The organism is Candidatus Peregrinibacteria bacterium (assembly GCA_030700255.1).
Lineage (GTDB): Bacteria > Patescibacteriota > Gracilibacteria > UBA1369 > JABINC01 > JABINC01.
Map to the genome: position 1 here is coordinate 109,251 of JAUYJN010000043.1, position 12,992 is coordinate 122,242.

General features: G+C 37.6%; 9 protein-coding genes and 1 other RNA gene. 4 read left to right on the plus strand and 6 right to left on the minus strand.

The genetic code is table 11. The features are described 5' to 3' along the window. Positions 1-75 precede the first annotated feature (75 nt). Both Q8P68_06105 and Q8P68_06110 read left to right on the plus strand, forming a co-directional pair. Positions 76-315, plus strand: a complete 240-nt coding sequence (locus tag Q8P68_06105; GenBank protein ID MDP4008735.1) for a hypothetical protein — start codon at positions 76-78, stop codon at positions 313-315. 225 nt (positions 316-540) lie between these two features. Further along, entirely contained in the window at positions 541-2,814 is a 2,274-nt protein-coding gene (locus Q8P68_06110) for a DNA translocase FtsK (protein ID MDP4008736.1), read from the plus strand. Positions 2,815-2,817: 3 nt separating this feature from the next. Here Q8P68_06110 and secA read toward each other — a convergent pair whose 3' ends face one another. Both secA and Q8P68_06120 read right to left on the minus strand, forming a co-directional pair. Next, positions 2,818-5,562 (minus strand): preprotein translocase subunit SecA, encoded by a 2,745-nt coding sequence (gene secA / locus Q8P68_06115; protein ID MDP4008737.1) that lies wholly within the window; start codon positions 5,560-5,562, stop codon positions 2,818-2,820. Between the two features lie 74 nt (positions 5,563-5,636). Further along, the gene (locus Q8P68_06120; protein ID MDP4008738.1) at positions 5,637-7,091 is read right to left on the minus strand and encodes a sugar transferase; all 1,455 of its coding nucleotides are present in this window, start codon (positions 7,089-7,091) and stop codon (positions 5,637-5,639) included. Positions 7,092-7,170: 79 nt separating this feature from the next. On the opposite strand from Q8P68_06120, the gene rnpB reads away from it, so the two are divergent. After that, positions 7,171-7,615: RNase P RNA component class A (gene rnpB, locus Q8P68_06125), an RNA gene on the plus strand. 55 nt (positions 7,616-7,670) lie between these two features. Here rnpB and Q8P68_06130 read toward each other — a convergent pair. The 4 genes from Q8P68_06130 to ftsH are packed head-to-tail and all read right to left on the minus strand — an operon-like array spanning position 7,671 to position 11,493. After that, the gene (locus Q8P68_06130) at positions 7,671-8,279 is read right to left on the minus strand and encodes a tetratricopeptide repeat protein (GenBank protein MDP4008739.1); all 609 of its coding nucleotides are present in this window, start codon (positions 8,277-8,279) and stop codon (positions 7,671-7,673) included. A gap of 47 nt (positions 8,280-8,326) precedes the next feature. Next, entirely contained in the window at positions 8,327-9,187 is an 861-nt protein-coding gene (locus tag Q8P68_06135) for a sugar phosphate nucleotidyltransferase (protein MDP4008740.1), read from the minus strand. Positions 9,188-9,216: 29 nt separating this feature from the next. Further along, on the minus strand, positions 9,217-9,642 hold the full coding sequence (locus tag Q8P68_06140; GenBank protein MDP4008741.1) for an Hsp20/alpha crystallin family protein: 426 nt from the start codon (positions 9,640-9,642) through the stop codon (positions 9,217-9,219). A gap of 27 nt (positions 9,643-9,669) precedes the next feature. Beyond that, the gene (ftsH, locus tag Q8P68_06145) at positions 9,670-11,493 is read right to left on the minus strand and encodes an ATP-dependent zinc metalloprotease FtsH (protein MDP4008742.1); all 1,824 of its coding nucleotides are present in this window, start codon (positions 11,491-11,493) and stop codon (positions 9,670-9,672) included. Positions 11,494-11,679: 186 nt separating this feature from the next. Here ftsH and Q8P68_06150 point away from each other — a divergent pair, with 186 nt between their 5' ends. Next, entirely contained in the window at positions 11,680-12,345 is a 666-nt protein-coding gene (locus tag Q8P68_06150) for a hypothetical protein (GenBank protein ID MDP4008743.1), read from the plus strand. Positions 12,346-12,992: the final 647 nt, after the last annotated feature.

Below are 12,992 nucleotides of genomic sequence, written 5' to 3' on the forward strand. Positions count from 1 at the left end.
CTTTAGATAATAAAATTATCCTTTGGATTTTAATAATTTTTCATAATTAATCATTACAATATAATCGTTTTTATTATGTACGATAAGCAACTTCTTATAAAGCTTGATACAAAAACACTTTCTAAATTGCAAAAGATGTCACAAGAATCTGGTTTGAAATTATCCTCATTTGCTCGCATGGTGCTACTTAACTTCCTTAAGCGCCAAGAGATGCGTCGCATTGAAGATGAAGCTGATATTGCAATTTTGGAAGGTTTTGAAGGTACGCGAGGTCAAGATTTCGATGAAGTTCTGAATGAGCTAAATATAGAATAATGAAGATCGAAATTACAACAAGAGCGAAAAAACAGTTGGCTTTGGTTAAACATTCGAATTCAATTATCAGATTCTAAAAAAAGAAAAGATTGTTGTTGTTTTTGCTATTGAAACTAGGGGTAGTGTATATAAGCATCTATGAGTGATTTTTTTAAACATGACCTTTGATAGATTCATTTATTAATGTATTATATCTCTGAATTGTACATAATTTATGCGTTTTATATGGTAAAAAGAAAGAAAATTTCAAGACGAGTAACTGCTAGGCGCAAAACTACTCGTAAGGCTTCAAATGTGGGTTCGTTGGTACAATTAGAACTTAAGGATCGCGTTAAAGCTGAGATTTGGGCTGTTATTTACTTATCTTTGTCACTTTTAACGTTTTTGAGTATTACCGGAAGACTCGGCATCGTCGGGGAATTTGTTATAAATTTTCTTAACCCTATATTTGGATGGGGTATTTATGCTCTACCTGCTGTTCTTTTTGGAATAGCTTTTTCATTGTTTTTTATTGAAAGGGTACGTTTGAATGCTACCAAGATTTTTGGGATAGCTCTATTATTTGCTTCTGTGCTTGGTTTTGTTCACTTGGCTGTACCTATGGAAGAAATTTTTGAATATGCAAAAAGCGGTACTTATGGTGGATATATTGGTTTTGTTGTGAGTTTTTTGCTGCAATCCGTACTTGGTAAGACCGGTGCTTATATAGTTCTTGTTTCGGCTTTTATTATTGCATTTCTTGTGATTTTTGAAGTTTCGATTTCTGACGTGTGGAATGCTCTTAGGCCTGAGTTACCTATGAAAATTGAAAAACTACCAAAGGCTCCGCGTAAAAAGACAGGTATAATGACGCAAGATACTGAAGGTGAAATGGATATAAATATTATTGCCCCTGATTCGTTGGATGAATTAAAGGTGACGCAGGAGGCTGAGGCTTTGATGAAGCAGGCGATGAATGAGGATACTAATATCATTTTTGAGTCAGATGGAGATGAGTTAATAAAGGAATATGAAAAAACTCTTGATATAAATGAAGATGGTAATAAAAAGTTTGCAACGAGTAGTGATATAATTATTGATGAAGAAAAGCCATATGAGCCAATAGAATGGGAGTATCCATCTGTTGATCTTCTTGAGGAAAATACAGAGGGAATTGTGATTGATAACGAGGTAATAAAAAGAAATGCAGAAAATATTCAGAATAAATTGTCTACATTTAATATAGATGTGACTATGAAGGATGTTCATGTTGGGCCAACGGTTGTGCAGTATTCACTTAAGCCACATGAAGGAGTGAAATTATCCAAAATTACAGCGCTCAAACAAGATTTAGCGTTGGCCCTAGCGGCGAAGGCGATACGTATTGAAGCACCTATTCCCGGCCAATCTTTGGTTGGTATTGAAGTTCCAAATGAAACGCGATCAACTGTATATATGAGAGATTTGATAGAATCTAAAGAGTATCAAAAAACCACTTCAAAGCTGAAACTTGCAATAGGGCGAGATGTTTGTGGAAGGTCGGTCATAGCCGACCTAGCAAAAATGCCGCATTTGCTTATCGCCGGAGCTACAGGTTCCGGTAAGTCTGTTGGAATGAATTCATTCCTTATTTCACTTCTTTATAATAACTCTCCTGAAGAATTAAAAATGATTCTTATAGATCCGAAGCGAGTTGAGTTAAATAATTATAACAGTATTCCACATCTTTTGACTCCTGTGATCACTGATCCGGAAAAAGCTGCAACATCGCTTAGATGGGCGGTTGCTGAGATGAATAGTCGTTACCAAACTTTGGCAGATGCCGGGCACAGGCATATTGGAGATTATAATGCAGACGATAATATCATTGTTAAGATGCCAAAAATTATCATTGTTATAGATGAGTTGGCAGATCTTATGATGGCCTCCGGTAAGGAGGTTGAAGCTTCTATTTGTAGGATTGCCCAGATGGCACGTGCGATTGGAATGCATTTGATTATCGCAACCCAGAGGCCTTCTGTGGATGTAATTACAGGTCTTATCAAGGCAAATATACCTGCTCGTATAGCATTTACAGTTAGTTCACAAATTGACTCAAGGACGATTATAGATGGGGTAGGGGCTGAAGATCTGCTTGGTCAGGGAGATATGCTTTATTTGCCGGGTAATATGGGTAAGCCTTTCCGTGTTCAAGGTATTTATATTTCTTCAAAAGAAATCGAGCGTGTTACAAATAGGGTGAAGCTCACTATGCAGCCTGATTATTTGGAAGAGATAACTTCTCGTGATACAGCTCAAATGAAAGTAAATGGAGTTCCCGGTGGTATGGATGGTACAGATGATGAATTGTATCAAGAGGCGATTGATATTGTTCGCCAAACCAAGAAAGCTTCAGCATCGTTTCTTCAGCGCCGCCTCAGTATCGGCTACAACCGCGCCGCACGATTGATCGAGCTCATGGAAGAACAAGGTCTAGTTGGCCCACAAGAAACTTCAAAATCTAGAGAGGTGCATATGTAGTGACTATCTTTTCTTTTTCTTTTTCTTCTTTGCTTTTGGTAGGTATTTTTCGTCGGGTTTTAGCATATTTTCGTCTTCGTCCTCATCATCATCGGATGAGTCAGCTTGGATTACTCTGATTGTAGTATCTCCATCTTTTTCTTCTTGTGATGATGCGGTTTGCTTCGCATCTTTATTTTGCAAAGCAAGCTTCGCGCTTTGCATAGTATCCCTTTGGATTGCTTGCTCTAGGGGGTTGGTTATTTTTCTTTCAGGAGCTTTTATGATTTCTTGTTCACTTGGTTTTGCCAAATGTTGTTCAGTTTGTTTTACAGGATGCATCTCTTGTTGTTGTGTTGCTGACTCTGTGCGTACTTCTATTTTTACATGCATTAGGTGACCAATAGTGCTTCGACTGATATTTGCAAGGATCTCATCCAGCATTCGAAAAGCTTCATTTTTATATTCAAGTAATGGGTCTTTACCGGCATATCCGGAAAATGCGACTCTTTCACGAAGACGTGACATTTGATCTATGTGCTCCATCCAAAATGTATCGACGACTCTAAGTCCGATTGTTTTTTCAGCATTTCTTAAAATCGCAGGATCCGGTAATTCAGCTTCTTTTCTTTGATATTGTTCCCATAGGTATTTTTTTATAAATTCAGTTAGCTCTTCATTTGTTCGATATTCTTTGAGATCTTCAACTGAAAGTGGAGATAGCTCATCTTTGTGAAATACAAATATATTTTGCAATAATTCTTCAAAGTCCCAATTTGTGATGTCTTTCACCGGTGCGTGTAATTCAATCATGTGTTCAACCTCTTTTTCTATTAGTAAGAATATTTCGTTTTTCACATCTTCATTTTCGAGAAATTTCTTACGTCTTTTGTATATTATTTCACGGTGCTTGTTCATTACATCATCGTATTCAACCAGATGTTTTCTTATGTCAAAATGATGTCCTTCGACTTTCTTTTGAGCCCCTTCTATTGAGTTTGAAATGAATCTGTTTTCTATAGGCATATCCTCCGGGACGCCAAGGCGCTCCATGAGTGATTTAACTTTATCTCCACCAAATAATCGCATTAGGTCATCCTCTACAGACACATAAAACTGACTAGCTCCCGGATCGCCTTGGCGGCCGGAACGCCCACGAAGCTGATTGTCGATACGTCGTGATTCATGCCTCTCAGTCCCTATAACATACAATCCTCCAAGTTCTTTGACTCCTTCACCGAGCTTGATATCCGTACCACGTCCAGCCATATTTGTTGCGATTGTGACTGACCCTTTGTGACCAGCGCCCGCTACTATTTCAGCTTCTTTCTCATGTTGTTTTGCATTTAGGACATTATGCACCGTCCCCATGCTTTGTAGTTTGCTACTTAAAATTTCCGACTGTTCTATAGAAATAGTTCCAACTAGTACAGGTTGTCCTTTTTCATGAAGTTCTTTTACCTTCCTCGCTACGGCTTCGTATTTACCGGCTTTGCTTTTGTATATAGCATCAGACATATCGTTTCTAACGACCGGTTCATTGGTTGGTATTACCAAGACTTCCAATCCATAAATTTTTGAAAACTCTTCAGCTTCTGTCGCTGCCGTACCGGTCATTCCTGCTAATTTTTCGAAAATCCTGAAATAATTTTGCAGTGTAATTGTTGCAAGCGTTCGACTTTCTCTTTTGATTGTTACACCTTCTTTTGCCTCTATCGCTTGATGCAATCCATCTGAATATCTACGTCCATTCATAAGTCTACCGGTGAATTCATCTACGATTATAACTTCACCATTTTTTACTACGTAGTTTTGATCTCTTTTAAAAAGTGCTTTTGCTTTGAGAGCTTGCTCAATCATGTGAACATCTGAAAACCCCTCTTCATCATAGAGGCTCTTGATACCAAGTTTATTTTCTATGAAATTCATTCCTTCTTCAGTTAGCGCAACTGAGTTTGCTTTTTCATCCAGATTATAATGCTCATCTTCTTTTAGTTCTTTTACAGCTTGGCTGTATGTAAGATATGTATCTATTGTTTTATTGTCCGGTGCAGAAATAATTAGTGGAGTTCTTGCTTCATCAACCAAAATCGAATCCACCTCATCGACGATTGCATAGTATAGATTGTTCTGCACCATAGCCTTTGGATCAGTCGCCATATTGTCGCGAAGGTAATCAAATCCAAATTCACTATTTGTTCCATAAATTATATTGCAGTCGTAAGTTGCTCTTTTTTCTTCGACTGATTGTTGATTTAGACTTACTCCTACAGATAGGCCAAGGAAGTTATAAAGTCCTCCCATCCATTCCGCATCACGTTGTGCCAGATATTCATTTACAGTTACTAAAAAACAAGTTTTCTCAGTTAGTGCATTTAGATACATTGGCAGGGTTGATACCATTGTCTTACCCTCACCGGTTTTCATCTCAGCGATTTTGCCTTCATGAAGAACTATCCCACCTATAAGCTGTACGTCGTATGGAATCATATTCCATTCTGTTTGGTTGCCGCGTACGTCCCAACTTGTTCCGCAAAGCTTACGACATGCAAATTTTACCAATGCAAAAGCTTCTACCAAAAGGTCGTCAACCGTTTCACCATTTTGAATTCGTTCTTTGAATTCATTCGTTTTTTTGACTACATCGTCGTTTTGAAGAATTTGTTGATATTCTTCTTCTTTCGCATTTATTTTCTCAACGACCTTACTAATTCTTTTGAGTTCTTTTGTATTATAATCCCCGAAAACTTTTTTTATTAATTTAAGCATTTTATTTATTTTTTAAACCTTTGCTTAGTTTAGCTTCTACTGATCTATATATCAATGCTGAAGTTATTTTTATTTCATTCTCCTTTACCTCTTACAATTACCCATACAGTTCGGAGGCAAACTTTGATATCTAGCCAGAGGGACCAGTTTTCTATGTAGAATGTGTCTAGGGCTACTTCTTCTTCAAAATCGAGGTTTGAGCGGCCGGATACCTGTGAGATCCCAGTGATTCCCGGTTTGATAGATAGTACAAATTTATGATTTTTATCATACCTTTCTACTTCATCCGGCAGGTGTGGGCGCGGGCCAACTATGGACATGTCACCTTTTAGCACGCTCCAGAAATTAGGCCATTCATCGATGTCGTATTTACGAAGAAATCGCCCAACCCTAGTTATTCTTGGATCATTTGAGATTTTGAAATAAGGTCCGGTTCGTTTGTTGCTACTTGCGAGCTTGGTATAACGTAGTCCATGAGTTTTATCATGCATCGATCTAAACTTGTAAAAAGTAAACAAATCGCCCTTTTCTCCAACTCTGAGAGATGGGGATCTATCATCTAATCTTGAAAATATTATAGGTCCTTTTGAATCTAGTTTTATTATCAATGCAACTATAACCATAAATGGACTTAATATAATTAAAGCTAAAGCTCCGAAAATTACATCAAATATTCTTTTTGTAATCCTCCCCCAGCCTTCAAGAGGTGTTGTTTTGACGCTAATAAGTGGGCAGTCGTTTATAAGTTGAATATCAACCTTGCTTTTGTGTAGCTCAAGTTGGCCTGGAATAAAGTGGTAAAGAGTATGAGTTTCACGGCAAAGCTCCATTAATCGTATGTTTTTTTCCTCTTCATCCTCACTGACAGCATGGATTATTTCATCAACTTTGAGTCGTTTTATAACATTTTTCAAATCTTCTATCGTGCCGAGATACTTGATTCTGTATTTTTTTAAATCAGATTCCTGGAGTTTTCGGTTGTTTATTATTCCGAGCACCTTGTATTGGTCATCTTTTATAAATTGTGGGAGGATTTTTTTTGTTGATGAGTTGTATCCGACGATTATTATTCTACGTGTCCCGATATCGTATTTAAGTAATAGTTTTTGAATTGCCTTGATAATTGCCCTACCAACCAATAGAAATAAGAAACTAAAAACCCATCCGAATATGATTACCAAACGAGAAAATGGAAAGTCACGAAGTATGAAGTAGTAAAGCAGCATTAATCCAACCCATGTTAACCAGGCATGTAGTACGCTTTTCCCTTCTCTACTGTATGTATTGTAGATTTTAAATGAATATGAACCGTATATTATTAGGAGTATCAGAAGTGCGATTCCAAATATTGTTACTGTATTTGTATAAACTATTGGGCTTGGAAATGATGTTAAATCAGGAGTTTGTTCGTAATAAGGAATAAGATCATGAGACTTACGTACAGCGTATGCAGTAAAAAAGGCTAAAGTGATCATTAAAAAATCCACTGGGATGCGCAGGACACCGAATATGATTTCAGATTTTTTCATTTATGTTTTTTTTACGTTCTCTCGGATTTTATATGAGAACTGTTGAAATTTGAAGTGATTGTGTCTATAATTCTTTTCCAATGTTCTTTTACATGATCGCCCTTGCTTTTAGCTTGGGAGGAAAGTCCGAGCAACTTGTATGTGACATAGTGGATAACATCCATCTGCTAGAAACCTAATAAGATCTAGTACGGGCTAGTGCCACAGAGACTATACTAACTATGGCTTGCCATAGTGAAAGGTGAAAAGTCCCGCTTAGCGGGAGTGAAAATGTGGTCCCCATGGCAAAGCGTGAAACTTGCTTTGTTAAATAAGGCGCGCAGAGCGCAACCAAATGGGATCTCCATTGCTGGTAAACCCTATGTGTTGCAAGGTGGGATGGGAGCTCTAAGGATTAGAATACATACATTCTCTTAGTCTGCCCACCGCTTGAGCCAAGCGGTAACGCTTGGCCCAGATAGATGATCATGACCTAGCGCCTCGGCGCTTTGGCACAGAACTCGGCTTATAAAAGGACATTGGATCAAAAAAAAAGCCCCAATTTATTTGGGGCTTTTTTTCCTATTTTTTTTGAAGTTTTTAACTTCTTTTGTCTTTGTCTTGTTCTATTTTGTCGTATTCAGATTTGAAAAACAAAGCTGTCTTAAGACATTCTTTTGTTTTTTCATTGTCAGGGTCTATCATTAGAGATTCTCTAAGTAGTGCGATTGAACGATCAAAGTTCTTATCATTTAGATAACAAATAGCTAGATCGCATAATACCAGTGGGTCATCCGGCGATATAGTTAGTGCTCTTTCAAGCAATATAAGTCCTTTTTTCCTATTACCTGCATGAAATACAGACCAACCAAGGCATCTTAAAATCTCCGGATGATTTGGCTGTAGGTAGTCAGCAGTCTCAAGATGATCAACTGAAATATTCCAATTTGAAAGCGCAGAATGCGTAAATCCTAACAGATAATGTGCATTTGGACTCATCGGGTCTATGTTGATTGCTCGTTGCAATGCCTTCATAGCTCTATCAAACTTACGTAAGCTTAAGTAGTTGTCTCCAATTTCCTCGTAAGCTTCTACACATGCAAGGTCTTCATATAAGATGTGTTCGCAAATATCGATAGCTTCTTTATGCTGTCCGTTTAATTTCTTTTTATCTGCCTCTTCTATAAGGTTTTGAACAAGTATTGCCATGACGGGATGTTTTTATTTTTTTAAATCCCATCATTATAGCAAATCCTTTATAATTTTTCAACAGTCTGTAAGTACTTTTTCAAATTTGTGTTAACTGTTTTATCCTTAAGCCCAAAGTATATGTTTGCTTCTAGTAATCCGAGGTGATTACCCGTGTCAAACCGTTGTCCGTCAAGTGTAACTGCGTAGGTATTTATCCCATTATTGTAAGTTTTCAGCCCATCTATCAATCGCAACTCCCCATCAGGTTTTCCCGGATTACTGTTTTTGATACAATCAAGTACTTCGCGGTTTATTATATATTTGCCAATTATTGCGAGCCTCGAGTTCGTTTCTTCCATTTTTGGTTTTTCTACCATTGTTTGAATTTGCCCTTTTTCATTTGTTTCGACTATGCCATATTTTTCTATTTCTTCTTCATTTATCAAATGTACTCCTACTATTGGCGCTTGTACGTCATTATAATAGTTGATCAGCTGCTGCGCCGCATTTGGGCCATCATTACCTATTAATTCATCTCCAAAAAGCACAAGGCATGATTCACCTTCTTTTATGAAATTTTTTGTTGCAAGTAGTGCATGGCCATCTCCAAGCATTTTTTCTTGAGTGAAAAAATGTATTTTCGCCATTTTATGTATGTCACTTAATAATTTGTATTTCTCAGTCCGTCCCCTGTCAGATAATTCTTTTTCAAGTATTTCATCCGGCTTAAAGTATTCTTTTATAATTTCTTGCCTATCACTTACTACTATAGCTATTTCTTCTATTCCAGCTTTGACGGCTTCTTCAACTAACATATGAATAATAGGCTTATCTCCTATAGGGAACATAGTTTTTGGCACCACCTTACTTGCCGGCAAAAAACGAGTCGCGAGCCCGGCTACGGGTATTATGGCTTTTTTAATCATAAGTTTAAGGTTGCTTTGCGTGCGCCGTGCTATAGAACTTCTACGATTTCAATTTTGCGAGTTCTTTCGGCTTCTACCTTTGGTATTTCGACACGTAGTATTCCATTTAAGAATTTTGCTGTGATTTTTGAAGTCTCTGTTTTTGTTGGAAGTACAATCGCTCTTGAAAAAGTTCCCCAGAAACATTCTTTTGTGAAATAATTGTCAGTATCGATATCCGGATCAAGGGTTCGACGTCCTTTTATAGAAAGCACGTCATCTGTTATCGTAAGCTCAATATCGTTTATATCACAGCCGGAAATAGGTGCCAATATAATCAAATTGTCTTCACTTTGATATATATCTACAGAAAGTTGGCCTTCTATATACTCTGTTTTTTCACTTAAATTTTTACGTATCTTTGAGATTACGCTTGGGTCCGTTTGAGTTTTTAAGATTGTTGTTGTGTCTGTCATGGCAAGGATTTAAAAAGTGAATGTATTTTACGCACCATCGAAGGCTTTGACAAATTCATTTTGGTTTAGAGTCTCTTTTTTGACAAGTAATTTAGCGATGTTGTGTAATTTTTTACTATTTTTCTTCAATTCCGTATGAGCTCTTTTATATCCATCTTCTACTATTTTAGCAGTTTCTGCATCAATTTTCTTAGCTATTTCTTCCGAGTAATCTTTCATATGACCGAAGTCTCGTCCGAGGAAGACTTCTTGGTTATTGTCGCCGTAGCTGATAGATCCAAGTGGACTCATACCGTATTCAGTAACCATTCGTTTTGCCATTTTGGTCGCACGGCTAATGTCATTTGAAGCTCCAGTGGTTATTTCTTCTTTACCAAAGATCATTTCTTCTGCGACACGTCCACCAAGCAATGCTGCTATTTCATCTTCAAATTTTGCTTTTGAAGTTAGTACATGATCCTTGTCAGGAAGCGTCCATGTGACTCCAAGAGCCATGCCACGTGATACGATTGTGATCTTATGTACATCATCACAGTTTTTAAGAACATGATTCATGATCGCATGACCGGTTTCATGGTAAGCAATTATTTCTTTCTCTTTTTCACTTAAAATACTGGAACTCCTTATATTACCGAGTACTACTTTTTCGATCGCCATATCTATTTCTTTTGGACTTATTACTTTCTTATTATAGCGAGCAGTCAGTATTGCGGCTTCATTCATTATGTTCTCAAGATCAGCTCCGGAAAATCCAGGTGTTTTTTTTGCGATAGTTCTAAGCGCAACATTGCTAGTTAGCGGCTTGTTCCTTGAATGTACTTTTAATATAGCCTCTCTATCGTCAAGCGTTGGTAGATCGACAGTTACACGTCTATCAAATCGGCCCGGACGAAGTAGGGCAGGGTCTAATACGTCAGGTCTATTGGTAGCTGCGATTATAATTACATTAGTTCCTTGTTCAAATCCGTCCATTTCAGTAAGAATTTGATTTAGAGTTTGTTCACGTTCATCATTACCTCCACCAAGTCCGGCTCCACGTTTGCGTCCTACCGCATCGATTTCATCTATGAAGATGATGCACGGCGCGTTGCGCCGTGCTTTCTTAAACAAATCTCGCACGCGCGAGGCTCCGACTCCGACAAACATCTCTACGAATTCAGAACCTGAGATAGAAAAGAAAGGCACATTCGCCTCACCCGCAACCGCGCGTGCGAGCAAAGTTTTGCCTGTTCCCGGTGCTCCTATAAGCATCACTCCTTTTGGTATTTTCGCACCGATTTTTATGTATTTATCCGGGCTTTTTAAAAAATCAACGATTTCTGTAAGTTCCATCTTCGCCTCATCTCCCCCTGCTACATCATTGAAAGTTGTTTTTTTCTCTCCATCGTTTGCGTGTAATCTTGCATTACTTTTACCAAAAGACATAGCTTGGTTGTTTGAGCCCTGTGCTTGCCTCATCATAAATATGAAAAACCCTATAATAAGTGCAAATGGGATTATCCCTATAAGTAGGTCGGTCCAGAAGTTTGAGCTTTCCGTGTCTACGATTTCCACTTTAAAATCTCTTTTTTCTTGTGGAATACTTTCAAGAATATTATTCAAAGATTCCCCTTTTTCTTTTACTGCTATGAGTCGCGTCGCATCGCCCTTGATACTGTATATGATCTTATTATCATTGACCTTCACTTCATTGACCATGCCTTCGCTCGCATGATGCACAAAATCAGAAACCAACACTTTTTGTTCCGGGATTTGACCATCATAACCCATGATATAGAATGCTGACAATAGCAGAGCTATTACCAGTAAAATTGTAAAACTCTTTTGTCTGTGATTGCTTTGTTTTTGCATGATTTTTTATAAAATTTAAAAGTCGAAGAAGCCGAAAAAAGGCAATTTCAATACTAGCTTCCGCACAAAGATATGGCAAGGGTGAATTCATCGCTTATCACTTTGCTCCGACACGATTGGGAAGGAGCTTGACTGATAAAATAGAGCGGTATATGATAATTTCGTAGCATAGAAGATAAAATATATATGTACAATCCCCCTTCAATTAATGGGATTCTCAACTTCCCCACAGGAAAGCAAAATCAGCATATCAAACTTCCAAAAAATGAAGAGATAGAAATCGGGGATATTCTTGTGGCACGTTATAATTTTTCTCGTTGGACACGATGGCTCCCTTGGGAAAATTGGCATCACGTAGCTATAGTGAGCAAAATAAATCCACTAACCATAATTGAAGCCGTCGGGCACAATGCGGAAAAACAATGGGAAGGTCCAACTGAAGTAGGATTTTGGGAATCCGTAGGTTTTGGCAAAGCCAAGGATATAAAAGAAATTCGCTGGTTAAGACCAATCTTTCCGAATCCTTTGCGAGAAATAGATTCATGGCATGTACAAAGAAGTAAAAGAAAAATCATAACATCAAAAGAGGCAAGAAAACGAGTAATAACATATGTTTGCAAACAGCTAAATGAGCCATATTCACCAATTGCAAGCAAGTGGAATGAAAATGCATGGTACTGTTCATTGCTGATTTACAAAAGTTATTCACGAACCATTACAGGGATGTATCTGGAAAATTACGATGACATCAGGGCAGGATACCTCGTAACACCGGAAGATTTACTCGACTGTAAGAAAACAGAAGAATATTTTTCATGGAAATACGAGAATAATACTCAAATAGAAATATGATCTTAAGCATAAAAAATTCAATACGGAAATTTTTAAAAAACCCATACACGTCATTTTTGGAACGGTTCATTTATACTCTAAAGGTAATTTCGATATTTGTAGTTTTATACTTCGTTTTAGTTGCAGTTTACGTCTGGTCACTTCCATGTACGAAGTGTTCTTATTGAAAAGTCGTCCCACATTTTGAGTTGGACAACTTTATTCGTGGTTTATTGAAGAGCTTTTTGAAGGGTACGCAAAGGGCAGTCATCAAGTGGGCAATTGTTGATTGGTACGATGGGCTTTGCCATCAAACTTAATAAGTGTATATAGATAGTCAAGAAAATAAATCACTTCTTTTCCAAGCCACAATCAAACGTCAAGTGCAATTTTTTGATTATAGGCAATCAAAAAAGATTCATAGAATTTGGTATAATGATGAATGGTTTTATTCGGCTTAATGGAAAATTTTGTGGGCTAAAAAGTCAAAAGCGATGCTCCGGTATGCCCACCAACAGTCCGACACCCTCTACCTAAGTGCCAGTTTTCTGTGTTCCAAATAAAGAAGGTCTGTTTTCGTAGGCTCGCTATACATTCCCGCATGTGTAATCTTATGATGAAGTCCACACAGTGCAACGAGATTGTCATGAGATTTGGTCTTCGCATAG

What these genes read in the sequence shown, in the direction of transcription:
- Q8P68_06105 (MDP4008735.1), top strand. Translation starts at nt 76, where the DNA reads ATGTACGATAAGCAACTTCTTATAAAGCTTGATACAAAAACACTTTCT.
- Q8P68_06110 (MDP4008736.1), top strand. Translation starts at nt 541, where the DNA reads ATGGTAAAAAGAAAGAAAATTTCAAGACGAGTAACTGCTAGGCGCAAA.
- secA (MDP4008737.1), bottom strand. Translation starts at nt 5,562, where the DNA reads ATGCTTAAATTAATAAAAAAAGTTTTCGGGGATTATAATACAAAAGAA.
- Q8P68_06120 (MDP4008738.1), bottom strand. Translation starts at nt 7,091, where the DNA reads ATGAAAAAATCTGAAATCATATTCGGTGTCCTGCGCATCCCAGTGGAT.
- Q8P68_06130 (MDP4008739.1), bottom strand. Translation starts at nt 8,279, where the DNA reads ATGGCAATACTTGTTCAAAACCTTATAGAAGAGGCAGATAAAAAGAAA.
- Q8P68_06135 (MDP4008740.1), bottom strand. Translation starts at nt 9,187, where the DNA reads ATGATTAAAAAAGCCATAATACCCGTAGCCGGGCTCGCGACTCGTTTT.
- Q8P68_06140 (MDP4008741.1), bottom strand. Translation starts at nt 9,642, where the DNA reads ATGACAGACACAACAACAATCTTAAAAACTCAAACGGACCCAAGCGTA.
- ftsH (MDP4008742.1), bottom strand. Translation starts at nt 11,493, where the DNA reads ATGCAAAAACAAAGCAATCACAGACAAAAGAGTTTTACAATTTTACTG.
- Q8P68_06150 (MDP4008743.1), top strand. Translation starts at nt 11,680, where the DNA reads ATGTACAATCCCCCTTCAATTAATGGGATTCTCAACTTCCCCACAGGA.